Origin of the sequence: Cupriavidus sp. OTU4054, from assembly GCF_038440175.1 — a bacterium.
Taxonomy (GTDB): Bacteria; Pseudomonadota; Gammaproteobacteria; order Burkholderiales; family Burkholderiaceae; genus Cupriavidus; species Cupriavidus pauculus_D.
This window is the reverse complement of sequence record NZ_JASATF010000026.1, coordinates 44,503-68,052: the sequence shown is the minus strand read 5'-3', so window position 1 is coordinate 68,052 and position 23,550 is coordinate 44,503. Positions and strand designations below refer to the sequence as shown.

Annotated in this window: 22 protein-coding genes and 1 pseudogene; 14 read left to right on the top strand and 9 right to left on the bottom strand. The window is 64.9% G+C overall.

Annotated features, from left to right (window positions below; translation table 11 throughout):
* Positions 1-3: 3 nt before the first annotated feature.
* Positions 4-1,182 (bottom strand): efflux RND transporter periplasmic adaptor subunit, encoded by a 1,179-nt coding sequence (locus AAHB16_RS25640; protein ID WP_342052328.1) that lies wholly within the window; start codon positions 1,180-1,182, stop codon positions 4-6.
* 270 nt (positions 1,183-1,452) lie between these two features.
* Between AAHB16_RS25640 and hpnD the strand changes: the two genes are divergently transcribed.
* The 8 genes from hpnD to AAHB16_RS25600 all read left to right on the top strand — a co-directional run bounded on the left by hpnD (position 1,453) and on the right by AAHB16_RS25600 (position 8,862).
* Positions 1,453-2,295 (top strand): presqualene diphosphate synthase HpnD, encoded by an 843-nt coding sequence (gene hpnD, locus AAHB16_RS25635; RefSeq protein ID WP_150371477.1) that lies wholly within the window; start codon positions 1,453-1,455, stop codon positions 2,293-2,295.
* A gap of 114 nt (positions 2,296-2,409) precedes the next feature.
* Entirely contained in the window at positions 2,410-2,871 is a 462-nt protein-coding gene (locus AAHB16_RS25630) for an SRPBCC family protein (protein WP_109581077.1), read from the top strand.
* Between the two features lie 19 nt (positions 2,872-2,890).
* On the top strand, positions 2,891-3,835 hold the full coding sequence (locus AAHB16_RS25625) for a fumarylacetoacetate hydrolase family protein (protein ID WP_342052327.1): 945 nt from the start codon (positions 2,891-2,893) through the stop codon (positions 3,833-3,835).
* A gap of 11 nt (positions 3,836-3,846) precedes the next feature.
* Entirely contained in the window at positions 3,847-4,869 is a 1,023-nt protein-coding gene (locus AAHB16_RS25620; RefSeq protein WP_109581079.1) for a zinc-binding dehydrogenase, read from the top strand.
* Between the two features lie 43 nt (positions 4,870-4,912).
* Complete coding sequence (locus AAHB16_RS25615; RefSeq protein ID WP_109581080.1) at positions 4,913-5,647, top strand: GntR family transcriptional regulator; 735 nt, start codon at positions 4,913-4,915, stop codon at positions 5,645-5,647.
* A gap of 54 nt (positions 5,648-5,701) precedes the next feature.
* The gene (locus tag AAHB16_RS25610) at positions 5,702-7,087 is read left to right on the top strand and encodes an MFS transporter (protein WP_191002209.1); all 1,386 of its coding nucleotides are present in this window, start codon (positions 5,702-5,704) and stop codon (positions 7,085-7,087) included.
* Positions 7,084-7,896, top strand: coding sequence for an SDR family NAD(P)-dependent oxidoreductase (locus AAHB16_RS25605; protein ID WP_150371755.1), 813 nt, complete (start codon positions 7,084-7,086; stop codon positions 7,894-7,896). The genes AAHB16_RS25610 and AAHB16_RS25605 overlap by 4 nt, the downstream gene beginning before the upstream one ends.
* A 24-nt stretch (positions 7,897-7,920) precedes the next feature.
* The gene (locus AAHB16_RS25600) at positions 7,921-8,862 is read left to right on the top strand and encodes a VOC family protein (protein ID WP_150371756.1); all 942 of its coding nucleotides are present in this window, start codon (positions 7,921-7,923) and stop codon (positions 8,860-8,862) included.
* Positions 8,863-8,873: 11 nt separating this feature from the next.
* On the opposite strand, the gene AAHB16_RS25595 is transcribed toward AAHB16_RS25600, so the two are convergent.
* Positions 8,874-9,746: a LysR family transcriptional regulator gene (locus tag AAHB16_RS25595; protein ID WP_121490896.1), complete on the bottom strand. Its 873-nt coding sequence runs from the start codon at positions 9,744-9,746 to the stop codon at positions 8,874-8,876.
* A gap of 81 nt (positions 9,747-9,827) precedes the next feature.
* Between AAHB16_RS25595 and AAHB16_RS25590 the strand changes: the two genes are divergently transcribed.
* Complete coding sequence (locus AAHB16_RS25590; protein WP_150371757.1) at positions 9,828-10,118, top strand: hypothetical protein; 291 nt, start codon at positions 9,828-9,830, stop codon at positions 10,116-10,118.
* A 240-nt stretch (positions 10,119-10,358) separates the two neighbouring features.
* Here the strand turns inward: AAHB16_RS25590 and AAHB16_RS25585 are convergent, their stop codons facing one another.
* The 3 genes from AAHB16_RS25585 to AAHB16_RS25575 all read right to left on the bottom strand — a co-directional run bounded on the left by AAHB16_RS25585 (position 10,359) and on the right by AAHB16_RS25575 (position 12,924).
* The gene (locus AAHB16_RS25585; protein ID WP_342052326.1) at positions 10,359-10,835 is read right to left on the bottom strand and encodes a nuclear transport factor 2 family protein; all 477 of its coding nucleotides are present in this window, start codon (positions 10,833-10,835) and stop codon (positions 10,359-10,361) included.
* Between the two features lie 153 nt (positions 10,836-10,988).
* A complete protein-coding gene (locus AAHB16_RS25580) occupies positions 10,989-12,062 on the bottom strand; it encodes an alkene reductase (RefSeq protein WP_150371759.1) in 1,074 nt (357 codons plus the stop codon).
* A gap of 238 nt (positions 12,063-12,300) precedes the next feature.
* Entirely contained in the window at positions 12,301-12,924 is a 624-nt protein-coding gene (locus AAHB16_RS25575; protein ID WP_342052325.1) for an isochorismatase family protein, read from the bottom strand.
* A 117-nt stretch (positions 12,925-13,041) separates the two neighbouring features.
* Between AAHB16_RS25575 and AAHB16_RS25570 the strand changes: the two genes are divergently transcribed.
* The 3 genes and pseudogenes from AAHB16_RS25570 (at position 13,042) to AAHB16_RS25560 (ending at position 16,003) form a co-directional block, all read left to right on the top strand.
* Positions 13,042-14,007 carry a LysR substrate-binding domain-containing protein gene (locus AAHB16_RS25570; protein WP_342052324.1) on the top strand — a complete coding sequence of 322 codons (966 nt, stop codon included), beginning with the start codon at positions 13,042-13,044 and terminating at the stop codon, positions 14,005-14,007.
* Positions 14,008-14,013: 6 nt separating this feature from the next.
* Positions 14,014-15,171, top strand: a pseudogene (locus AAHB16_RS25565) (class II fumarate hydratase); the annotation flags it as partial.
* Positions 15,172-15,226: 55 nt separating this feature from the next.
* On the top strand, positions 15,227-16,003 hold the full coding sequence (locus AAHB16_RS25560; RefSeq protein ID WP_342052323.1) for a substrate-binding domain-containing protein: 777 nt from the start codon (positions 15,227-15,229) through the stop codon (positions 16,001-16,003).
* Here the strand turns inward: AAHB16_RS25560 and AAHB16_RS25555 are convergent.
* On the bottom strand, positions 16,000-16,908 hold the full coding sequence (locus AAHB16_RS25555; protein ID WP_150371763.1) for a LysR family transcriptional regulator: 909 nt from the start codon (positions 16,906-16,908) through the stop codon (positions 16,000-16,002). The genes AAHB16_RS25560 and AAHB16_RS25555 overlap by 4 nt on opposite strands.
* A gap of 192 nt (positions 16,909-17,100) precedes the next feature.
* Between AAHB16_RS25555 and AAHB16_RS25550 the strand changes: the two genes are divergently transcribed.
* Positions 17,101-18,717, top strand: coding sequence for a GMC family oxidoreductase (locus AAHB16_RS25550; RefSeq protein ID WP_263364774.1), 1,617 nt, complete (start codon positions 17,101-17,103; stop codon positions 18,715-18,717).
* A gap of 43 nt (positions 18,718-18,760) precedes the next feature.
* On the opposite strand, the gene rpoD is transcribed toward AAHB16_RS25550, so the two are convergent.
* The gene (rpoD, locus tag AAHB16_RS25545) at positions 18,761-20,776 is read right to left on the bottom strand and encodes an RNA polymerase sigma factor RpoD (RefSeq protein ID WP_342052322.1); all 2,016 of its coding nucleotides are present in this window, start codon (positions 20,774-20,776) and stop codon (positions 18,761-18,763) included.
* 220 nt (positions 20,777-20,996) lie between these two features.
* Here rpoD and AAHB16_RS25540 point away from each other — a divergent pair, with 220 nt between their 5' ends.
* A complete protein-coding gene (locus AAHB16_RS25540; protein ID WP_342052321.1) occupies positions 20,997-21,683 on the top strand; it encodes a ProQ/FinO family protein in 687 nt (228 codons plus the stop codon).
* 24 nt (positions 21,684-21,707) lie between these two features.
* Here AAHB16_RS25540 and AAHB16_RS25535 read toward each other — a convergent pair whose 3' ends face one another.
* Positions 21,708-23,051: a type II toxin-antitoxin system HipA family toxin gene (locus tag AAHB16_RS25535; protein ID WP_342052320.1), complete on the bottom strand. Its 1,344-nt coding sequence runs from the start codon at positions 23,049-23,051 to the stop codon at positions 21,708-21,710.
* A 37-nt stretch (positions 23,052-23,088) separates the two neighbouring features.
* Positions 23,089-23,430 carry a helix-turn-helix domain-containing protein gene (locus tag AAHB16_RS25530; RefSeq protein ID WP_223851437.1) on the bottom strand — a complete coding sequence of 114 codons (342 nt, stop codon included), beginning with the start codon at positions 23,428-23,430 and terminating at the stop codon, positions 23,089-23,091.
* Between the last annotated feature and the right edge of the window lie 120 nt (positions 23,431-23,550).

Below are 23,550 nucleotides of genomic sequence, written 5' to 3'. Positions count from 1 at the left end.
CCGTCAGTTCGGGCCGCCGCCCGAGGCGGCAACGGGCGTGGCCGGTGTCACGCTCTGCATCGGCTTGACGGTCTGCCCTGCCTTGAGCAGATGGACACCCGCCGTGACGATGGTCTGCCCCGGCGCGAGGCCCTGCCGTACCACGATATCGTTGCCGATGGCCTCGCCCAGCGTCACGGGCACCGGACGCACCGTGCCGCGCGCGCTTTCGTCGGGCACCTTGCCATCGGCCCGCAGTTCCGCTTTCGTTTCGGCCTTCGGTTCCACCTTCGCGGGCTCATAGATCCAGACGAAGTTCCGTCCCTGATCCTGCAGCAACGCGGTCAGCGGCACGCGGATCGCGGCGGTCTCCGCGGTCCGCAGGAACGTCACCACGGCCGTCATGCCGATGCGCAGATCGGCCGGCGGATTCGGCACCGAGACGCGCGTGGGGTAAGTCCGCGTCACCGGATCGGCCGCGGCGGAGATTTCGCGCACGCGCGCGGGCAGCTTGCGATCGGGCTCGGCCCACGTATGGACCGTCACGTCGCCGACCGCGCGCAGCATCTCGACCTGATCCTCGGGCAGGCCGATCGCCACCTCCTTCTCGGCCGTCTGCGCCACGCGAATCACGGGCTGTCCCGGCGTCACCACCTGCCCCACTTCGGCATCGATCGCGGTGACCACGCCATCGGCGTCGGCGGCCAGCACCGCGTAACCGGTCTGGTTCGCCTGGTTGCGCAGCCCGGCCTCGGCCTGCTGGAGGCGCGAGGCCGCGGCGTCGAAGGTGGCCTGCCGGCGGTGCTGCTCGGCCGCGCTGATGAAGCCGCGGTTGAACAGTTCGTTGTAGCGCCTGAGATCGGAAGCCGCGAGATCGCGATCGGTTTTGGCCGCGTCGTATTGCGCCCGCGAGCCCTGCTCGGCCAGCGCGAGGTCGGTGGGATCCAGCCGCGCCAGCGGCTGGCCCTTGCGCACGTTGGCGCCCACGTCCACGAGGCGCGCCGCGATCTTGCCGCTGACGCGAAAGCCGAGCCGCGACTCGACGCGGGGCCGCACCTCGCCGGAAAACTCGAACGCGGTCTGTCCGGCGGCCGGATGCAGCTGCATCAGCCGGACCGGGCGTACCTCCGGCTCCGCTTCCTTCGGTTTGCCGCAGCCCGCGAGCGCCAGTGCCAGCGCGCCCGCCATCAGCACCCCGCCCATACGCGCGGAAGGGACGGGATACCGGGGAGAGTCGGACCGAGGCCCGGAAGGCGGTGCAGGCATCAAGGGATCGATCGAAAAATCGTTGCGAAAACCAGTAAATAACTTGCCGGTCAGTAATATAACGATCCGCCCGAGGTGCGTCAAACGCCAGTGCGACCGAACGCGCGATTGGGGGCGCGAGCGGTTGACAAGCCACCGCCGGCCGCATGCGCGGCGCAACCTATGGTTAAATGCTGGCCCGCAGCCCCCACAAAGTCCGAGGCCGGCGTGACGCCCGATCAGTATTGTCAAGACAAGGCCGCCCAGAGCGGCTCCAGCCTGTATTACAGCTTCCTGTTCCTGCCGCAGGATCGCCGGCGTGCGATCACGGCCCTGCACGCATGGCGCCGCGAGCTGGACGACCTCGTCCACGACACGCATGACGCGGGCGTGGCCCACCAGCGGCTGGACTGGTGGCGCGGCGAGATCCGCCGGCTGTTCCGCGACGATCCGTCGCAGCCGCCGACGCACCCGATCACGCAGGCGCTGCTTCCCCATCGCTCGGCGCTGACCGAGGCCGACATGAGCGAGGTGCTCGACGGCATGGAGATGGATCTGAACCAGTCGCGCTATCTCGACGATATCGGCCTGCAGCGATTCTGTCAGTGCGTGGCCGGTGCATTCGGCCGTTTGAACGCGCGCGTGCTCGGGTATCAGGACGATGCCACGCTCGCCCATGCGGAAAAGCTGTGGCTCTCGCTGCTGCGCGTGCATATCGTGCGCGATATCGGCGAGGACGCGCGGCGCGGCCGCATCTACATTCCCGTCGATACGCTCCAGCGCTTCGAAGTCCCCGCGGCAGATATCCTGCAGTCGCGCCACTCCGATCGCTTTGTCGCGCTGATGAAGGAACAGGCCGCGCGCGCCCGCGCGTTGCGCGACGAGGCCATGGCGCTGCTGCCGCGCCGGGACCGCCGCGCGCAGCGTGCCGCGCTCGTGCTCAGCGCGATCTCGCACAAGCTGCTCGACGAAATCGAGGCCAGCGACTTCCAGGTGCTGCATCAGCGCATCGCGCTGACACCGCTGCGCAAGCTGTGGATCGCATGGCGCACGTGGATGAAATTTGCGTGATCGCGTCCGCACGACGGCCCCCCCCCCGCGGGCCCCCCGCCCGCGCCGCCAGCGGCGGTGGCGGTGACGCCCCCGCGCAGAGCATCTAGACCATTCCGAATTGGAGACCAAGCGATGTACGCGATTTCAGCCAGCTTCGACGTCAACCCTGCCAGCGAGGCGATTCGTCTGACCCGAGCCCAGATGTGGAAAGGCCTCGTGCAGAAGGCCGAGTATGCGGTGCCCTTCGTTCCCGCAATGGAAGACTGTGTAGTGCAGGAACGTTTCGACGACGGTTTCATTCGTCAGATCACGCTGCGCAACATGACCGTGCGCGAGCGCATCACGTTCACGCCGGAAGTGCAGGTGCTGTTCGAGCGCATCGAGTCGGCGGACAACGGCTGGATCACCAACGTGCTGAGCGATGCCGAGCAAGGTCTCGTGCTGACGTTCACCTTCGCGCTGTGCTTCGACGGCGTGGAGGCCGGCTCGGCGGAAGAGCGCCGCAAGGGTGAGGAAGTGCGCGAGAGCTATATCGCCGCCGTCGGCGCAACGATCGCCGAGACACGCCGCCGCGTCGCGGCAGGCGAGATCTGAGACGCGGAGCCGGAACAAGATGATCAATCACGCATCCGCCAGCGAGCCCAGCCGTCCGGTCCTCGTTTCATACGAGGGGGGGCGCGGAACGCGGGTCGGCATTCTGGTGCGGCAGCAGGTCTTCGATCTTGCCGAAGTCAGCGCGACGCCCCGCTATGCGGAGATGTCCGAAGTGCTCGGCGACTGGAGCCTCGTGAAGGACCTGCTGCGACGCTTCGACGCCTCGGCCACGAATGGCACCGCGCCACTCGCACTGGCCGAAGTGCGCCTGCTCGCGCCGGTCGGCACACCGGGCGCGATCTATGGCGCAGGTGCAAACTATGCCGACCATGCCGCGGAAATGGCGCGAGTCAACAATACCGTGATGTCTGGCAAGCGGGGCGAGCGTTCGTGGCATTTCGTGAAGAGCTCCCATTCGGTGGTCGGCCCCGACGCCGTGGTGAAGCTGCCCGAGGGTGCGTCGTCCGTGGATTGGGAAGTGGAACTGGCGGCGGTCATCGGCAGGCAGGGGAAGAATCTTTCTCTCGAGGAAGCACTGGACTACGTCGCCGCGTATGCCGTCTCGATCGATCTCTCCGCGCGCGATCTGAGCCGCCGCGTGGACCTGCCCGAAAAGTCGCCGTTCCGCATGGACTGGCTGTCGCACAAGAGCTTCGACGGCGCGTGTCCCATCGGGCCCTGGCTGGTGCCGGCGGAGTACGTCAAAGACCCGCAGCAGCTCGACCTCGCGTTGTCGGTCAATGGCGAAACCAAGCAGGACTCCAACACGAACCAGATGATCTTCTCGCTGGCCGAGCAGATCCGTGACCTGTCGGCGCGCATCACGCTGTGGCCCGGCGACGTCGTCCTGACGGGAACGCCCGCGGGCGTCGGCAGCAGCCATGGTCACTTTCTGCGCAAGGGCGACCGCGTGTCTGCGAGCGTGGCGGGGCTTGGCGTCCTGGAAGTCAGTATCGAGGCCTGAGAGGGGCAGCCATGAGCAAGACGATGAATGCAGTGATGATGCGCGAGTTCGGCGGTCCGGAAGTGCTCGAACTGGTGAATGTCCCGCGTCCCGTGCCTGGGCCGGACGAAGTCCTGATCCGGGTCCACGCGGTGACGGTCAACCGGACGCTCGACCTGGCCGTGCGCGCGGGCCGCTATGGCCGGCCTGTCAAGCTGCCTCATGTGCTGGGGGCCGATCCGGTGGGCGTGATCGAGGACATCGGGCGTGACGTGACCGATCGCCAGGCGGGCGATCGCGTCGCCACCATGCCGGTGCTGCGTCCCGCCACCGCGACCACGCCGCCCACACTGCTTGGCGTATCGGTGTGGGGTGGCTATGCCGAATTCGTCGTCGTGCCGGCAAGCGCCACACAGCGCGTGCCCGAAGCGCTGGACTTTGCCAGCGCCGCGGTGATCGGCCGTCATGCACCGATGGCGCTCCACCTGCTTGAGACCAAGGCAAAGGTGCGACCTGGCGAGACGGTGCTGGTCATGGGCGCCAGCGGAGGGCTGGGAATGGCGGGCGTGCAGATCGCCAAGTCCCTGGGCGCCACGGTCATCGCGGGTGCCGGTAGCATCGAGCGCGTCCAGCGGGCCATGGCGGCTGGCGCCGATTACGGTGTCGACTATCGGGCCCACGACCTCGTCGCCGAGATCAAGGCCATCACGGAAGGGCGCGGTGTCGACGTGGTGTTCGAGAACATCGCCGATCCGGAACTCTTTCCCAAGGCTTTCGCGTCGCTGGCGCGCGGTGGCCGGCTTGTCACGGCGGGCTCCCACGGCGGCGGCACGGTGCCGTTGAATGTGACCGAGCTTTACCAGAAGCAGCTCACGATCCACGGGTCCACCGGCCTGACCGCCGGCGACCTCGTCAAGTCGCTGGAGCTTGGCGCCACCGGCAAGATCCGGGCGGAGTTCGCACGCTCCATGCCGCTGGCCGATGCGGCGCTCGCGCACAGGGGCTTGGAGGACGGCGACATTGAAGGGAAAATTGTCCTGTCGCCAGCGCAGTGAGAAGAGGGTGCGCCGGCAAGCCCATCCATAGGTCGAAGACATCATGAAAATCGAAGAGCTAGTTCCCGCCCAGTCAGCCCGATCGGTACCGTCCACCGCGAAAGGCCGGCCGCTATCGGAACAGGCGTTCATCACGCTGCGTCGCCGTATCCTGCGCGGAGAAATCCCGCCGGGAACCAAGCTGCGCATCGAAGTCCTGCAACAGGAACACTCGCTGTCGAGTAGCCCGTTGCGTGAGGCGCTGAACCGGCTGGTGGCCGAAGGGCTCGTGACGAACGACGACAACAAGGGCTTTCGCGCGGCGGCCATGTCGCCCGCGGATCTGAACGACATCACCAACTTCCGGCTGCTGGTGGAGCCCGCCGCGCTGGCGCAGTCCATCGCGAGCGGCGACGTCGCTTGGGAAGGGCGCATCGTCGCGGAGTTTCACCAGCTGGAGCGCTTGCGGGCACGGGCATTGGCCAGCGGTCAGGGCCCCGACGAGGAATGGACCGAGCGGCACAAGATGTTTCATATGGCGCTGCTCTCGGCAGCGGATTCGCCACGGCTGCTCGCGACGTGTTCGAGCCTTTTCGACCAGTCGGAACGGTATCGGCGATTCTCCGTGATGAATCGCAAGGAACCCCGCAACACCGACGACGAGCACCGCCGCATGATGGACGCGGCGCTCGACCGGAAAACAGAACTGGCCTGCGCAATCCTGCGCGACCATATCAATCAGACCGCGCGCAACGTGGTGATGATTGCGACGGCCGAACAAGGCCGCACGGAAGCCTAGCGGCAGCACTCGACGCGCCGACGGCTTCCACATCAGGAGGAAGACGCTATGCCTATGAACGAAAGTTCACAGTTGGCCCAACTCGCGCCCGCGCGCGACATTGGTGCCGTTTCCGCCTCGCCACGGGCCGTGGAGGAGCCGGGCCGGCCCGCGCTGTTTCGGGCCTACATGACGCTTTCCATCCTTATCCTCGCCTACATCATTTCGCTCGTCGACCGGCAGGTGATGGCGCTGATGGTGGGGCCGATCAAGCAATCGCTGCAGATCGACGACGTGCAGATCGGCTTGCTCCAGGGCTTCTCGTTCGCGCTGTTCTACTGCATTCTGGGATTGCCGCTTGGACGCGTGGCTGACAAGAGCAGCCGGCGCGTGCTGATCGCGGCGGGCATGGCGTTCTGGAGCGCGGCCACGGTCGCGTGCGCGTTCGCCGAGACCTTCGGTGAACTGTTCCTGGCGCGTATGTGTGTCGGGATCGGCGAAGCCGCGCTCGCCCCCGCCGCGTACTCGCTGCTGGCCGATCTGTTCCCGGGCAAGCGCCTGGTGCGGGCCAATGCGTTGTTCTCGATGGGGGCCATGCTGGGTGGCAGCCTCGCGCTGCTGGTAGGCGGCACCGCGCTCGACTACGCTTCGAAGTTCGCCGGGCATGCGCTGGGCGGACAGTTCAGTGCGTGGCAGCTGGTGTTCATTGCGGTTGGGCTCCCGGGGATCCTGCTGACCGTCGTGTTGCTCGCTGCCGTGCGTGAACCGAAACGGCTCGACGACAGTCCATTGCCGACCGTGCGCGAGGCGTACGGACAGATCTGGGCGCTGCGCCGCCATCTGACGCCGCTCTATACCTGCGCCGCGCTGCTGTCGATCGTGATGTTCGCCAATCTCGGCTGGCTGCCGAGCCACTTCATCCGCACCTATCACATGACGCCGAGCGCGACGGGGCAGGGGCTTGGCATCGCGCTCGTGCTTGGTTCGGTGGCGGGCACATTCCTTGGACCGACGCTGACCAACTGGCTGCTGCGCAAGGGATATGCGGACGCGCATATGCGCACCGTGCTCATCGCCTCCGTGCTGATCCTCGTGCCGCTGTTCGGGCCCATGCTCGAGACGCCGCGCGGGGCACTGGTAGCCGCGTTCTTCTATTTCCTGGTGCAGAACTCCTACTTCGGTGCCATCACCGCTTCGGCGCAGATGGTGACGCCGAATCGTGTGCGGGCCATCAACTCGGGCATCCTGTTCCTGCTGATGAATCTGATCGGACTGGGCGGTGCCTCCGTCGTGGTCGCGTGGGTATCGGTGCATGTCTTCGGCGGACAGGCCAACGCCATCGGACACGCGATCATCCTCGTCTGCACGCTGGCTTCGCTGGCGTCCGCGATCGTTGCCGCGGCGACGCTGAAGCGCTATCGCGCCGCGCCGCTGACGGTCGTGCAGGGAGCAAGCCGATGACATCCACGGCAGAATCCACGCTCGCGGACATTTCCTACGAGCGTCTGGCACCGCCGGCGCGGTTCCGGCTGGTGGTCGTCGGCAGCCACGGCGGCATCGGTTCCGAACTGTGCCGCGCAGCCGAAGCGATCGGTGTGCACGTCTACGGTGTCGATACCGAGCGGGCGATCGCGGCCAGGCCCGATCACCTCGCCGGCTATTGCTCGGCAATCGACGTGCGCAGCGATACATCGGTGGAAGACGCATTTGCGCGGATCGGGCGCGAGTGGGACGGTATCGATGGCATCGCCTATGTGACGGGCGTCGGCGAGCGGCCGATGCCGGCCCTCGATCACGCGCCCGCGCAGTGGGATCTCACGATGGATGTGAATCTGCGTGGGGCGTTTCTCGTCGCGCGATGCGCGCGTCCGCTACTGAAAGACCATGCCTCCGTCGTGTTCGTGGCGTCGGGTCTCGGGGTCTCGCCAGAACCCGGCTTTGCCGCCTATAGCGCGTCGAAAGCGGGACTGATCTCGTTTGCACGCACGCTCGCGAAAGAGTGGGCGCCGATACGCGTGAACTGCGTGGCCCCGGGACTGGTCAACACGGCGTTCCTCGCGGGCGGTACCGGCAACGATGCGCCCAGCGAAGTCGACCTCCAGCAGTGGTTCGGCGCGGAGCGCGCGCGCGGCATCCTCGACGCGATTCCGATGCGGCGTATCGCGGTGCCGGCCGATGTCGTCGCGCCGCTGCTGTTCCTGCTCGGCTCCGGATCCCGTTTCATCACGGGGCAGACGCTGCATGTCAACGGCGGCAAGCTCTCCCAGTAATCTTTATCAGCTACAGGCATCGGCATGAGCATCATCAAGTGTAATGAGCTGCTGTACATTCGCCGCAGCGTTCCCGACGTCTCGAAAATCGAGGCGTTCCTCGTGGACTTCGGATTGATTCCGGCGGCTCGCCAGGGTTCGAGCGTCTATCTGCGCGGCACGGACCCCGTCCATCACTGCTACATCCTCGAGGAAGGGCCCGCGCGACTGCTGGGGTTTGCCTTCGCGGCGAAGAGCGAGGCCGATCTCCATACGCTGGCCAAGGCGACCGGTTGTGCCGTCGAGGCCATCGACGAGCCCGGTGGCGGCCAGCGCGTGCGTCTGCAAGAGCCCAATGGCTATGCGGTGGACATCGTGTTCGGCATGGCGACACCGGCAGCCATCGCGGTAGCGCGTCAGCCCGTCAACACCGGCAGCGAGCCGCTCCGGCGCAGGGAGCTGCTGCGCTTGCCGCGGGGCAAGGCCACGCCGTTGAAGCGCATTGCGCACGTCGTGCTGGGCACGCCGAGGGTCGCCGAGACCGCGGCCTGGTTCCGCGACACCCTTGGCATGCTACCGTCCGACGAAGTGTTCCGCGCCACCGGCGAGGCGCAGATTGCGTCGTTCCTGCGTGTGGACAAGGGAGACGAATATGTAGACCACCACGCGTTTCTGCCCATGCGCTCGGACGACGTCGGCCTGCAGCACGTCTCGTTCGAATCGCAGGATATCGACGCGGTGATGGCGGACCACCACTTCCTGCAGTCGCTCGGCTACGAACATCTATGGGGGATTGGCCGCCATCTGCTGGGCAGCCAGTTGTTCGACTACTGGAACGATCCGCTGGGGTATGCGCACGAGCACTGGGCGGACTCGGACCGGCTGTCGGCGAGCGCGCCGACCGGCGTCTGGGAAGCGAAGGAGGGGATGGTGACGCAATGGGGCGAACCCGCGACCGAACGGTTCCGCCATAACGTCAAGCCCTAACCGGGTATCGTCTACGCCAGCCGTTCCCGCAGAAAGTCGATGAAACGCTGAGTTTTCGCGGGAAGCAGGCGTGTCTCGGTGATCGCGTACACCGTCTGTGGCAGCCCGTGCCAATCCGGCAGAATTCTCCGCAGCTTGCCGCTTGCGACCTCGTCCGCCATCACGCCCTTCGACGTCATCGCGATGCCCAGGTCCAGTGTCGCGAAGCGCCGCAGCAAGCCGACATTGTTGAGCGTGAACCGGCCGCCCACGGGCACGGTGATGCTGTTTCCGCCGTCGGTGAGCGTCCAGGTGGAAGCCCGTAACATCGTGAGGCATTGATGGGAGCTGAGGTCTTCGGGCCTGGTCGGCTCCCCATGCTTCTTCAGGTAGTCTGGCGAGGCGAACAGTTCGGGGATCAGCGTCGTGATGGGGCGTGCAATCAGTTGCGAGTCGCCGGACTCGCCCATGCGGATTGCCACATCGAAAGGGTCGCTGACCATATCCACCCGACGCGGCGTCAAGTCGAAGTCGAACGAAATGGCGGGATAAAGCCGCGAGAACTCCGCGATCAGCGGTGCCAGATAGGTCTGGGAGAAGTCCACCGACATGGAGGCGCGCAGCAGGCCACTGGGCTGCGCCAGCATCTCGCCCAGATGTTCGTGGGCCAGTCGCGCTTCGTCGACGATGCGCTTGCAGCGCGCAAAGTAGATCTGACCCGCTTCGGTGAGTTCCAGCTTGCGCGTGGTGCGGTGGAGCAGGCGCAGGCCAATGGCTTTCTCGAGGATGGTGATCCGGCGCGATAGCGTCGAATTGGGCATCCGTACCGTCTCTGCAGCTTTCCGAAATCCCTTGGCTTTGACGACCTCCACGAAGAGAGCCATGTCGTTTAGGTAGTCATCCATGTGATTGCTTCATTGTTGGATCAATACTTTCCAAAATACCATATTTATCCGCGTTGAAAAGGCGATGATCATCGCTGCATCATGGCAAAAACCAACGCAGAACGGCAACGCATCTACCGGTCGAAAAGAACCGGCACGGGAGGGCGGCACGAGCGCATCAACTGCTACGTTTCGATCTCGACGAAGCGAAACGTGGAGCGGCTTGCGTGTTACTACCATCTCACGCTTGCCGAGACGCTGGAGAAGATCATCAACGAGCGCGCGGCGACGCTGCTCGAACGGCTCAGCGAGGAAGAGCGTGAAATGTTTTTCGAGGAGCGGGCGGGTGCGCAACATACACCAGAACCGGAAGACATCAGTTCGGGGGCGTGAGAGTACCGTTACTGCGTAACGGCATCCGGGCGACAAGTGATTGCATCGAGTTGGATCGTCTTTCGATATTTTTTTAAAAGATTGTTATATCTCGATCGTCTCTCTCGGACAGCAATTCGCGTAACGTGCCCGCCATGCGAGGCGTTGCGGAAGCAGGCATCAAAAAGGAGCGATGTCCGACTGCTCGTCGGGAGGGGGTACGCCGATCCGGACATCGCCAAAGCTCACGACGGTGTGACTTTAGAGGCCGAGATCCGTCAGCCCTGCATGATCGTCGGGCCGCCGGCCCAGGGGCCAATGAAACTTGCGATCGGTCTCCTTGATGGGCAGATCGTTGATGCAGGCAAAACGCCGTTGCATCAGACCGTTCTCGTCGAACTCCCAGTTTTCGTTGCCGTACGAACGGTACCAGTGGCCGGAGTCGTCGTGCCATTCATACGCATAGCGAACGGCGATCCGGTTACCTTCGAACGCCCACAGTTCCTTGATCAGCCGGTAGTCCAGCTCCTTGTTCCATTTGCGCGTCAGGAACTCGACGATTTCCTTGCGTCCGTTGGCGAACTCGGCGCGGTTACGCCAGGCACTATCCTTCGTGTAGGCGAGCGACACCTTTTCCGGATCTCGGGTGTTCCAGCCATCTTCCGCGAGGCGGACCTTGACCAGGGCAGTTTCCCGGGTGAAGGGCGGGACAGGTTGGCGGACTTCGGTGTTCGACATGAGGGCTCCTTGAATGGAAACGACTACAGAGAAACGACTCCCGGTTACTGCGTGAAGGCATCTGCGATAGTAGTCGGGTGGAAAAAACTTGGGCGCCGAGGAGCGGAGCGTCGACGCCGTCTGCCCGCTGCGCCGATATCGACATCCCGTTTGTCAGAAGTACTGCGGCATGCGCATCGTTGGATAGTCCGTGTATCCCATCGCCGAACCTCCGTAGAACGTCGAGCGCTGCGCCTCGTTCATCGGCGCTCCGGTCCGGAGGCGCTCGACGAAGTCCGGATTGGCGAGGATGGGACGCCCATAGGCTTCCATGTCTGCCCGAGAGGATTTGACGTCGATGCCGATCTCGGCAAGGGGCCGTCCCGGTCGGTTGAGGATCAGTATCCGGCGCCAGCGCTGGCGGATATCCTCGAGCATCGCGTCGTCGCCGTGATGAACGATGTGCAGGTAAGCCAGACCGAGCCGGTCGAGTTCTGTAACCAGATAACGATAGAGTGCCGGTGCCTCGGCACCTTCATCGATACCGCGCGTCCTGAGCCCCGGCGACAGTCGGATCGCAGTCCTGTCCGGACCGATTTCGTCGGCGATGGCGGTGGCGATCTCTATTGCGAAGCGCGCGCGATGCTGGAGGGATCCGCCATACGCATCGGTACGGATATTGGCGCTTGGCGCGAGGAACTGTTGGAGGAGCAGACCTTCCGCCCCGTGAATTTCCACCCCGTCGCTGCCGGCATCCATTGCACGGCGCGCCGCGTGGCGGAAATCCCGGATCGTTTGCTGAATCTCCCCGATATCGAGTGGACGGGGCGTGGGGATGTCCTGCACGCCTTTCCGTGTGAACATCTGCGCCTGCGGAGCGATCGCGGACGGCGCCACACCCGGCCGGTGGTGTGGTGTGTCATCGGGGTGCGACATGCGCCCCGCATGCATGAGCTGGATGAAAAGGCGCCCGCCTTGCGCGCGGATCGCGCGCGTCGTCTTTTGCCATCCAGCCACATGGGCATCGGTATAGATACCTGGCGTGGCACGATATCCCTGCGCGTCGGCGCAAGGCTGAGTGCCTTCGGAGACGATGAGGCCAACGCTCGCGCGCTGGCTGTAATACCTGGCGGAGAGTTCCCCGGGCGTGCCATCGGGCAAGGCACGGCACCGTGTCATGGGTGCCATGACGATACGGTTCTGAAGTCTGTAACGGCCCAGTTCCACCCCGTCAAACAGATCCGCCATTCCCGCCACCCTCCCGACTCGTGCGCATCTTATTGGATAAGGCTACTCGTACGGTCGAGAGCGCCACCACCGTTCGCGTGATTCAGTGGTACGGTTATGGTCGCCGATTCAAGCGTCGGGCACATCCACTCGCTGCGAAAGGCAGTATTTCCCTCCGATCAAGAGTGGGGATGCGCAAGGGCAAAGGAGGCTGCGTTGCCCCCGCGACTTTTCGGAGGACGGGTTTCGCGAATTCGCTTCAGGTGCGCTTCGATGCGGCTTCAAAGGTCGCGACGACGTTCGCGTGGAAGGGCAGGTGCGCGCCCATGACGCCTTCCATCTGCTTGCTCACAGGATTGCGCCAGTCGGCCTGCAATTCGGCTGCCACCGCAACCCAGGTAACAGGTACGACGCCAGCCTGAGCCATGCGGGCGATGGCCACTTCCTGTACGAGCTTGCTCCAGGTGCCCGAGGCATCGATGACGGCGTAGGCGTCGTAGCCTGCCTTGACGGCGGACATGGCAACGAAGGCCAGGCAAACCTCGGTGGAGACGCCGGCAATGATCAGTTTCTTTCGGCCCGTCTTTTCGACCGCCGCGACGAACTCTCGGTTGTCCCACGCGTTGATCTCGCCCGGACGATGGATCACGGGCGCCTCCGGCAAGAGTTCCGTGATGATCGGAAGCACCGGGCCGTTGGGGCCATCCGCGGCGCTCGTCGTGACGATGGTGGGCAACGCGAAGGTCTTTGCGAGCTTGGCCAGCGCGGTGACTGCCGAATTGAATTCGGTGAGGCTTTGATCCTGGATGCCATTGCACAGGCCCGTCTGATGGTCGACCAGCAGGACGGCGGCGTTATCGGGAGTGAATCGTTCATAGGTCATGGCGTTTCTCCTTGAGTTGCCAGGCTGAGGGTTAGTCATTAGCCTAAATTCCCCACACGTTCCTGATAAGTCCTCCGGAACGCCAAACACCGGTGCATGCATGCACCAATCGGACTCATGCACGAAGACCTGAATGACCTCGCGTACTTTGCCGCCGTCGTCGAGCACGATGGATTCTCGGCTGCCGCCCGCGCCACGGGCATCGAGAAGACCCGCCTGAGCAGACGGGTCGCGTCGCTCGAGACACGCCTTGGTGTGCGGCTGCTGCTTCGTACGACACGGCGCATCGCGTTGACCGAAGCGGGGCAACGCTTTCACGAGCACTGTCATGCGACGCTCGAGCGCGCACGGGCGGCCTACGAAAGCGTCGAGGCGTTGCGTACCGAGCCAGCCGGAACCGTGCGAATCAGCTGCCCGCAAGTCATGGCGCAGAGCTACCTCGCACCGATACTCGCCGGCTTTCTGGCCGCGCATCCCAAGGTCAACGTCGTCCTCGAGGCAACGGATCGCGATGTCGATCTGGTCGCCGAGCGGTTCGACATCGCATTGCGCGCCTCGTCCGGCGGCCTGATCGCCGACAGCCTCGTCGTGCGCAAGCTGGCGACTGCCCGGCAGATCCTCGTTGCCAGCCCCGCGTTCCTGAATCGCCATGGCAGGCCCACATCCCCCGAAGATGTCTCGCAGCTGCACACGCTGTGCAGGCCTGGTGACGTCCATGACGACCAATGCCGATGGACATTGACTGGCCCCGGTGGCGAGGCGGTGGCGATCGCGCATGTCGCGCGACTGCAGTCCAATGATCTGCGGGTTCTGCTGGAAGCCGCCGTGCAGGGAATTGGCATCGCCATGCTGCCTGAACCGATCGTTGCCGGACCGTTGCGGGAAGGCCTGGTCGAATCCGTATTGCCGGCGGTGAGCGGCCCCGACCACCTCATCGAACTCCTCTATCACCGTCCACGCGGGCGGCTGCCATCCGTGCGGAGTCTCATCGGCTATCTGGTCGCGCACCTGCCTGTCACGCAATGGCGACGTACCCGCGCCTCGCATACGGGGGCGCCCTCCTCAGCTCCATTACATCTGTAATACGCGATGCAACTGTCGGGTAACCGGGGGTTGGTGAAATGCAATCGACCGGATGTCGATGACACCAACCTTCAGGAGCAGAAAATGAACCGCAGACAAATGATGCAGTCGACCGTGCTTGCCTCTCTCGCCGTGGCGGGCAGTTCGGCTTTGGCCACCACGGTGCAGCCCGCTGCGGCTGCGGGATTTCGCGATGAAACGGATAGTCTGGGCGTGGTGAAGGTGCCCGCCGACAAGCTTTGGGGGCCCCAAACGCAGCGCTCACTCGAGCACTTCAGCATCGGCGGCGATTTGATGCCACGGGAAATGATCGTCACGTACGCGATCCTGAAGAAGGCCGCCGCGAACGTGAACTTCGCGGACCGCAGGCTCGGCGAGCTGCAGCACAGGCTCATCGTCCAGGTCTGCGACGAAATCATTGCTGGGCAGCATCACGACATGTTCCCGCTGCACGTCTGGATGACAGGCAGCGGTACCCAGTTCAACATGAACGTGAACGAGGTCATCTCCAACCGGTGCAGCCAGATCGCGGGCACACCGCTGGGCAGCAAGACGCCGGTGCACCCGAACGATCACGTCAACATGGCGCAATCTTCCAACGACTCGTTCCCCAGCGCGATGTACATGGCCGCCGCCATGAACGTCAGGCAACGCCTGATGCCCGCCGTGTCGGCGCTCCGCGATGCCATCGGCATCAAGGCCAAGGCATGGATGGACATCGTGAAGATCGGACGCACGCACATGCAGGACGCCACGCCCATCACGCTCGGCCAGGAATGGTCCGGCTACGAGGGCATGCTGAGCGACAACCTCGAGCGGCTCGACGATGCCCTCAAGGGCGTCTACCGGCTTGCCCTGGGCGGCACGGCCGTGGGTACGGGGCTGAACTCCACGCCGGACTTCGCGCGCAATGCCGCCGCGGAAATCGCACGTTTGACCGGCCTTCCGTTCGTGACGGCACCGAACAAGTTCACCGTGCAGGGTGCGCACGACGCGCTGGTGCACCTGTCGGGCACCATGCGCACGCTGGCGGTTTCCCTCTTCAAGATCGCCAACGATATTCGGCTGATGTCGTGCGGCCCGCGGGCAGGCTTCGCCGAACTGATCATCCCGACCAACGAGCCGGGGTCCTCCATCATGCCGGGCAAGGTCAATCCCACGCAGGCCGAGGCATTGGCCGAACCTGGTCGGCCTGATCATCCCCAGCCTCAGGAACGCGTTGTATGCGGAGACGATCCAGGGCATCTCCGATGTCCTGCAGCGCCATGGCCTGCACCTGATGATTTCGGACAGCGGGTATTCGCTGGAGCGCGAGGAAGCATTGATCTCCGCCTACCTGTCACAGCGACCCTGCGGCCTCATCCTGCACAACACCACGCACACGGAAGCGGCCCGCCATCTGCTCCAGGATGCCGGCGTGCCATGCGTCGAAACGGGCAACCTGACGACGCAGCCGATCGATATGGCCGTTAGCTACTCGAATCGGGAAGCGGGGCGGGCCATGGCGGACCACCTGTTATCGCGGGGATATCGCAGGTTTGGTTTTACGAGTCTTCCCGTCAGCGGTAACGAGCGCCTGCGCGAGCGGCGCGACGGGTTTTTCGAAGGGCTGCGCGTGGCGGGCATCGAGATCGATCCGGCGATGGTGCTGGAAGTGGACGAGGGCCTGGAGAACGGTAGCCGTGCGCTGGCGGAACTCATGCGCCGCGATACCTCGGTACAGGCCCTGTTCCTGGCCGGCGATGTGCTCGCGGCCGGTGCGATTCTCGAATGCACACGCCGTGGGTTGCGTGTGCCGGAGGATATTGCCATCGCGGGGTCCGACGACAACGAACTCATGCAGCAGTCGGTGCCGCCGATCACCACGGTGCGTTTTCCGCGTTACCGCATTGGCGTGCGGAGCGCGGAGCTGATCGTGGCGCGGCAGGAGGAAGCGCGCACACAGTCCTTGGCCGAGGACCTCGGTTTCGAGATCGTGCCGCGCGGCAGCACCTAACCCCACACCCTCGTCAGCGGATCCAGCGCCGCCACGATCAACGGTTCGTTCTGGCGGGAAGCCAGGCAGACGAACTGCAGCTGGCAGCCGATGCGGACACGATCCGCCACGACCAGCCCTGACGTCTGGCTCTCGCGTATGGCGGTGGCATCGCGGACGAGGCCAAGTCCGACACCCGATTTGATCAGATCGAGCATGGACGCCTCCTGATCCACCAGCGCCGTGCGGCGCGGCGCCAGTCCCCTGGGATCGAAGACGCGCGCAAGCAGGCGCGCATGCACGGATTCCGGCGGCGTCGCCAGCCAGGGGAGGTTCGCGAGGGCTTCCCAGTCGGCCCCCGTTACCTGAGACCCCCAGCCCGCCGGCGCGACCACCCGGTATTCGAAGCGCGTCAGCGTGCGGACCATGAGATCCGGCTGCAGCCGCTCCGTGGTCTCCAGATCCGGACTCAGGTAGAAGCAGACATCGAGGCTGCCTTGCTGCACTTGCGCGAGCACGCTGCCGCTCATCCCGTGGCGCAGTTCCGTTTCGATCTGCGGCGCCGACTGGACCAGTTGCCCAAGCCAGTCGCCCAGGCGAATAAATGACGGCTCCAGTATCGTGCCCACGCGCAGCGCGCCGCGCACGGTGCCGTGCAGGCGGTTGACGGCATTGGCGAAGTCCTGGACGGCATGCAATGCGCGCTCGGCCTGCGGCAGCAGCGCGGCGCCATCGACGCTCAGGACCAGCCCATGCGCGGTGCGCTGGAACAGCGTCAGACCCGTGATTTCGGCCAGCCGCTTGAGCTGGAGGCTGACCGCGGGTTGCGATCGGTGCATCAGTTCCGCGGCCCGCGACACGCTTCCCTCGCGCGCCACGGCAACGAACAGGCGAAGCGTCTGCAGGTCGAGATTGGCTGGGTTCATATTTGCGCAATTTATATCTTTGATTGCGGAAACTCAATGGATCCATCGGCATTCCGGGGACACACTGCACGCACTCGCCATCTCAAGAGCGATTCAAGCTGATTCCGGAGACGCCGCATCGTGCAGACCAACGCCACTCCCGCACCCACCTTCGACTACATCGTGATCGGCGCCGGCACCGCCGGTGCTCTGATGGCCAACCGGCTCAGCGCGGACAAGACCCGGCGCGTGCTGCTGATCGAAGCCGGCGGCAAGGACGACTATCACTGGATCCACATCCCGGTCGGTTACCTCTCCTGCATCGGCAACCCGCGCACCGACTGGCTCTACAACACCGAACCCGACCCGGGCCTGAACGGCCGGCAGCTCCGCTATCCGCGCGGCAAGACGCTCGGCGGCAGTTCCAGCATCAACGGCATGATCTACATGCGCGGCCAGGCGCGTGACTATGACCAATGGGCCGAGCTCACTGGCGACGCCACCTGGCGGTGGTCCAACGTGTTGCCGGCGTTCAGGCGGCACGAGGATCATTACCTCGGCGATACCGGGGGCGACGATCCGGATTTCGCCGAACACCATGGCCACGGCGGCGAGTGGAGGGTGGAAAAGCAGCGCCTGCGCTGGGACATCCTCGATGCCTTCGCCGAAGCCGCCGTTCAGGCCGGCGTGCCACATACGGCGGACTTCAACCGCGGCAACAACGAGGGGGTCGGGTATTTCCAGGTCAACCAGAAAGCCGGCTGGCGGTGGAATACCGCCAAGGCATTCCTGCGGCCCACCTGCCACGACAGGCCGAACTTCGAACTGTGGACCGGCGCACAGGTGTCGCGCCTGCTCGTCGAGCGGCAGCCGGATGGGCGCCTGCGGTGTACAGGCGCGCGGGTGTGGGATGGACGGCAGTTCGTCGTCGTGCGTGCGACGCGCGAGGTGCTGCTGTGCGCGGGGAGCATCGGCTCGCCGCAGATACTGCAATGCTCGGGCGTCGGCCCCGCCGGACTGCTGCGCGAACACGGGATCGAGGTCCTTGCGGATCTGCCCGGGGTAGGCGAAAACCTGCAGGACCATCTGCAGATTCGAGCGGTCTACAGGATCGCGGGCGCACCCACGCTCAACATGCTGGCGTCCAGCCTCTGGGGCAAGGCGCGCATCGGCCTGGAATACCTGCTGTCGCGAAGCGGCCCGATGAGCATGGCGCCTTCGCAGCTCGGTGCGTTCACCCGGAGCTCGCCGGCGCATGTCTGGCCGAATATTCAGTTCCATGTGCAGCCGCTCTCGCTGGAGGCCTTCGGCGAACCGCTGCACACGTTCCCGGCCATCACCGCCAGTGTCTGCAACCTGAATCCCACCAGCCGAGGCACCGTGCGCATCCGCAGTGCGGATTTCCGGCAGGCACCGGCGATCGCGCCGAACTATCTGTCGACGGCTGGTGACCGGCAGGTGGCCGCGGACTCGCTGCGCGTGACGCGGCGCATCGTCGGGCAGCCGGCGCTGGCCCGCTACAAGCCGGAGGAATACAAACCCGGCCCGCGATATCAGACGGACGAGGATCTGGCCCGGCTGGCGGGAGATATCGCCACCACGATCTTCCATCCCGTCGGCACGGCGGCAATGGGCGCGGATGGCGATCCGAAGGCCGTGCTCGACAGCCGGATGCGGGTGCGCGACGGGCAGGGCGGCCGCATCGCCGGGCTGCGCGTGGTCGATGCCAGCGCCATGCCGTTGATTACGAGCGGCAATACCAACAGCCCGACGCTGATGATGGCCGAGAAGGCGGCGGAATGGGTGCGCGCGGACGGTGGGCGCGCCTAGGGAAAAGACCGGAGCGGGCCGGCGCTACCGGCTCCGCCCCCCTTCAGCGTTCGAGAAACAGCCTCAGCTTGTCGGCACGGCTCGGATGCTTCAGCTTGCGCATCGCCTTGGCCTCGATCTGCCGGATCCGCTCCCGCGTTACGTCGAACTGCTTGCCGACCTCTTCCAGCGTGTGCTCGGAATTGGTATCGAGCCCGAACCGCATTCGCACGACCTTGGCTTCGCGCGGCGACAAGTCGCCGAGCGCCGCATCGATCTGCGCGCGCAGGCCTGCCAGCACGGCCGCATCGGCCGGTGAACTCGTCGCGCTATCCTCGATCATGTCGCCGAGCGTCGTGTCGCCTTCTTCGCCCACCGGTGTCTCGAGCGAGATAGGCTGCTTGGCGATCTTGAGAATGCCGCGCACCTTCTCTTCGGACAACTCCATGCGTTCGGCGAGCACGGCCGGATCGGGTTCTTGCCCCGTCTGCTGCAGGATTTCGCGGGAAATCCGGTTCAGCTTGTTGATCGTCTCGATCATGTGCACGGGGACGCGAATGGTCCGCGCCTGATCGGCAAGGGCCCGCGTCACGGCTTGCCGGACCCACCACGTCGCGTACGTGGAGAATTTCCAGCCGCGCCGGTACTCGAACTTGTCCACCGCCTTCATCAGGCCGATATTGCCCTCCTGGATCAGATCCAGGAACTGCATGCCGCGGTTCACATACTTCTTGGCGATGGAAATGACCAGCCGCAGGTTGGCCTCGATCATTTCGGCCTTGGCTTGCCGCATCTTCCGCTCGGCGGCACCCATCAGACGGTTGATCTGCTTGAGTTGCTGGAGCGGCAGGGCGGCCTTCGCCTCGATGTCGATGAGTTTCTGCTGGCTCGTCTGAATGGAAGGCAGGTGCCGCAGGAGCGCCGGGCCATACTGGTCCGAGGTGGCAGCCGCGCGGTGGGTCCACTCGAGGTCCGTCTCGTGTCCCGGGAAGGACTCGATAAACGCCTCGCGGGGCATGCCGCATCGCTCGACCGCGATCTCCAGGATCGCGCGTTCGATCGCACGCACTTCCGCCACCTGATCCTGCACGCTCACGCACAGGCGATCGATCATCTTCGCCGTAAAGCGGATCGGCACGAGTTCGCGCTGGATTTCGGCGCGCACGCTTTCCACCGCCGCCGAGCGCGTCTCGCCGGTGACGGGTACCTTGGGCATCTGCTCGAACAATGCGCGCACGCGCGCAAAGATCGCCAGACTGTCGGCCGTGAGCTGTTCCAGGCGGGCGGCGTTCGCTTTCTCCGAGTCACCGGCGCCGGCGTCGTCATCGTCCGATGCATCGTCGACATCGGACGCGTCGGCGTCGGCATCGTCTGCCTCGGCAACTGCCTCGTCGGACGCAGGGGTCGTGTCGCCTGCATCCACGACTTCGCCGTCGATGGCTTCGCTGATGCCATCGACGAGCTCGTCGATGCGCAGCTCTCCGGCGACGATGCGGTCCACATCGGCCAGGATCAGGGAGACGACGGACGGACAGGCGGCAATGGCCTGAATCATGTCGTGCAGGCCACTTTCGATGCGTTTGGCCACCTCGATCTCGCCGGCGCGGGTCAGGAGCTCGCTGGAGCCCATTTCGCGCATATACATCCGGACCGGATCCGTGGTGCGGCCAAATTCGGAGTCGACGGTCGACAGGGCGGCCTCGGCCTCCTCGTCCGCCTGATCGTCGGAGGCCGCGGTGGGCACGACGTCACTCAACAGCAGCGTCTCGGCGTCCGGGGCCTGCTCGTAGATCGTCACGCCCATGTCGCTGAACGTGCTGACGATGGTATCCATCGCCGCGGGCGTCACGTTATCGGGCAGATGATCGTTGATATCCGCGTGGGTAAGGTAGCCGCGCTCGCGCCCCAGCGCGATCAGCGCACGCATCTGGGCCTGGCGCTCGGGGTCCTGGCGGGCGAGGGATGCCTTGTCCGATAGTGCCGCTGCCGCCTGCGTCTTGCCCGCCGGCCGGCGGCGGCTGGGCTTTTCAATGCTCGAAATCAAACTCGAGGCGTCAAAGTCACGATCTGGATCACTCAATACATGCTCCTGGCTATGTGGCCAATCATCCGCGAACGGCCACAACCATCAGTGTGCGTAAAAATTTGGAATCGCGCATGATACGGGCGGCGGTGTTGCGGTGCAACGGAGATACAGTGATTTCTCGGCCGCCTTGCATTTGAGGCGGCGGAAGTGCGTTCGCCGCCCACCGACACGCCAGCCTGCTATAGTCCCGCGATATTCTCAAGTTTTAGACGCAATGGGCTTCGAACAACTAGCAGCACTCAAGGCAAAACTGACCGAACAGGCGAAGAACGAGGCGCGGGCAAAGGCGCCTCGTCCGTCACGCCGTCCGCCGCTGGCCAAGGACGCGAAGGACGCCCGGGCCGCTCAGGACGGTCAAAACGCTCGTGACGCCCGAGATGTGAAGGGCGGCAGTGGCGGCAAGCGCACGAAACCGGCCGGCGCGCAGGGCAATGCCCCGAAGGCTGCGAAACCCGGCGCGCCCGTCGATCCGGTCGTACGGACGTTCGGCAAGCTGCAGAAGCGCTTTCCGATCGCCTTCCCGAAGAATCCCGCCCCCAAGGTGCCGCTCAAGATCGGTATTTTCGAGGATGTGCTGGCGCATGCGACGGAACTCGGCCTGACCGAGGCCGAATTGCGCGATGCCATTCGTACGTGGTGCCGTGGCGCGCGCTATTGGGCGTGCCTGACCGTCGGTGCGCAGCGGGTGGATCTGGCCGGCCAGCCGGTCGGCGCGGTCACCGAAGCCGACGCGCGTCGCAGCAAGCAGCTGCTTTCCGGTCGCCCCAAGCAGGGACCGGCGAAGGGCAAGGCCAAGGCGCCGGCGAAATCCGCTGCCGCCGAGCCGGCAACGGCTGCCACGCCGCCCGTGGAGCCGTCGCAGCCGGAGCCGGCGCAGCCCGAGTCGTCCGGCGACGCCTGAAGGGCGATCCCGCCCGGGGCGGGATCAGCGCCGGATTTCCGCCTCGAGCCCGGCACTCGCGATGTCCGCGAGGGGCCGGATTGCCTGCTCGAGGGCCGCAATGAGCGTCGGCGTCGCCCCCACGCCTTCATAGACACCTTTCCACGCCCTGACCGCACTCCACACCCGTCGAACGATCGAAATGGCGGCAGGCCGGTCGCTGACGAACGCCCGATACTCGCTCATGGCGTTGTCCAGGGTGGCCAGTTTCCCTTCGGCGCCGACGTTCAGATGCAACCGCCTGTCTTGTGAGACGGAAGGGCGGGGCACGACGTCATAGAGAGGACTCAGGCGCCAGCCTTTGATTTCGGTGTCGTAAGAGAACGCATGATTGCGCAGGTGGTCATCATCGTTCGTGAGAAAGATGTTCAACACCAGCCGGGCAAACAGTTCTTCCGTGTCTCGCACGACGCAGCGCGGATGCACTCGCTCACGGATGGTTTGCGCGAGATCCCTGTAGCCTTTGGTGATGGACTCCATTTCCGAGCAGCCCATCAGGGTGAGCGCACTGACTTGCGCGATGCGCCCCTCGGTCCATCCATCGCGCGGGTCGCGCGGGTCCGTATCGTAGCCGCGGGCCATGGCGGCCAGAGGCTCTCCGGCGCGGGCCCAGTATCGATCGAACCTGCGAATCAGGAGCACCGGTTGTTTCGCGACCTGAATCACCTTCACGGGCGGTACGGTCAGGCCAGCCGCCCGGGCCAGCTCAAGCGCCCCCGCTTCCAATACGGCCATATCCATCCGATCGTTCTTCGACGGGAATTTGGCCAGCCATAGCACGCCGGATTCGTCTCGCACGGAAGCCTTGGGCCGCGCGCCGCCCGCCGACGGTGCGCCGGCAAGGTAGGGCACGAGCTTTCTGGGGATGGGTTCCCCTTCTTCGACCGCTGCGGCAGCCTGCAGCAGATACTCGAGATCGAAAAAGCTCCCCGCGACGTTCGAGGCCGGCGCCGTCAGCGTTTGCCGCACATCCAGCGCACCGACGCGATCGCTGCCCGCCTCCAGAAGGTATGTGAATTCGTCCAGCGAATTCGGCGGTACGTTGAGCTTTGCCTCGATGACGCGGCGGCCCCAGGAGTCCGGGGCCGCGTCTCGGATGCCGCCGAACTCTTCGAGGTTGGGCAATGGCGACCACGGACTTCCGGGCGCCTGCCGCGCGCGTTCCAGCGGCAACGCTACGGGGTCGACTTCGATGGCTTCCGCGCGGTTGACGTACCGCGTGCCATAGGCAAAGGAAAGTGCCATTTCGCGATGGCGGCTCAGGATGCCTGCCGGTACGAAATGGTGACGGCCTTCCAGTCGGTCGGCGACATGGGCGAACACGGCCACCTCACTCACTGCGCGACGAGTTACCACGTTTCCCCTTTCAGAAATCGAGCTTGCGAAGGTCGGCCTTGGTTGGCGCGCGAACGCGCTGCGGCAGGCTGTTCGCCTGCAGAGCCACCAGCGCGGGGATGTCCCCCGAGAGCAAAGCGCCGAGGGAGACGGTGGGCGCCATGGCATGGACATAGCGAAGAATCTGGGCGAGCGTTCTGCCGGGGTCTCCCTTCTCGATCAGGACCGCGGTCGAGCGGGACAACCCTGCGCGGATCGCGACGTCGGCCTGCCTTAATTTCAGTGCCTGGCGCAATTGCACGATGCGGTCGCCGAGCTGCCGGGCTTCGGCAAGGCGCGGGGGCGGAACAAGCGGGATTTCGTTATGTTTCATGTATGCAATCACAGTCCTAAAGTGAGATATGGACTGAGATTGCAGACATTATGGGCGATGAACGGCATGATGGCAATATTGTCTGCAATCCCAGTCGCTAAATTGGTTAAGGACTCGGAT

Coding starts and splice junctions, on each gene's coding strand:
- AAHB16_RS25595 (WP_121490896.1), bottom strand. CDS start 9,746: ATGGATGACTACCTAAACGACATGGCTCTCTTCGTGGAGGTCGTCAAA.
- AAHB16_RS25555 (WP_150371763.1), bottom strand. CDS start 16,908: ATGAACCCAGCCAATCTCGACCTGCAGACGCTTCGCCTGTTCGTTGCC.
- AAHB16_RS25640 (WP_342052328.1), bottom strand. CDS start 1,182: ATGGGCGGGGTGCTGATGGCGGGCGCGCTGGCACTGGCGCTCGCGGGC.
- AAHB16_RS25625 (WP_342052327.1), top strand. CDS start 2,891: ATGATCAATCACGCATCCGCCAGCGAGCCCAGCCGTCCGGTCCTCGTT.
- AAHB16_RS25590 (WP_150371757.1), top strand. CDS start 9,828: ATGGCAAAAACCAACGCAGAACGGCAACGCATCTACCGGTCGAAAAGA.
- AAHB16_RS25540 (WP_342052321.1), top strand. CDS start 20,997: ATGGGCTTCGAACAACTAGCAGCACTCAAGGCAAAACTGACCGAACAG.
- AAHB16_RS25575 (WP_342052325.1), bottom strand. CDS start 12,924: ATGACCTATGAACGATTCACTCCCGATAACGCCGCCGTCCTGCTGGTC.
- AAHB16_RS25570 (WP_342052324.1), top strand. CDS start 13,042: ATGCACGAAGACCTGAATGACCTCGCGTACTTTGCCGCCGTCGTCGAG.
- AAHB16_RS25605 (WP_150371755.1), top strand. CDS start 7,084: ATGACATCCACGGCAGAATCCACGCTCGCGGACATTTCCTACGAGCGT.
- AAHB16_RS25600 (WP_150371756.1), top strand. CDS start 7,921: ATGAGCATCATCAAGTGTAATGAGCTGCTGTACATTCGCCGCAGCGTT.
- AAHB16_RS25615 (WP_109581080.1), top strand. CDS start 4,913: ATGAAAATCGAAGAGCTAGTTCCCGCCCAGTCAGCCCGATCGGTACCG.
- AAHB16_RS25610 (WP_191002209.1), top strand. CDS start 5,702: ATGAACGAAAGTTCACAGTTGGCCCAACTCGCGCCCGCGCGCGACATT.
- AAHB16_RS25530 (WP_223851437.1), bottom strand. CDS start 23,430: ATGAAACATAACGAAATCCCGCTTGTTCCGCCCCCGCGCCTTGCCGAA.
- AAHB16_RS25580 (WP_150371759.1), bottom strand. CDS start 12,062: ATGGCGGATCTGTTTGACGGGGTGGAACTGGGCCGTTACAGACTTCAG.
- AAHB16_RS25550 (WP_263364774.1), top strand. CDS start 17,101: ATGGCCAACCGGCTCAGCGCGGACAAGACCCGGCGCGTGCTGCTGATC.
- AAHB16_RS25585 (WP_342052326.1), bottom strand. CDS start 10,835: ATGTCGAACACCGAAGTCCGCCAACCTGTCCCGCCCTTCACCCGGGAA.
- AAHB16_RS25620 (WP_109581079.1), top strand. CDS start 3,847: ATGAGCAAGACGATGAATGCAGTGATGATGCGCGAGTTCGGCGGTCCG.
- AAHB16_RS25630 (WP_109581077.1), top strand. CDS start 2,410: ATGTACGCGATTTCAGCCAGCTTCGACGTCAACCCTGCCAGCGAGGCG.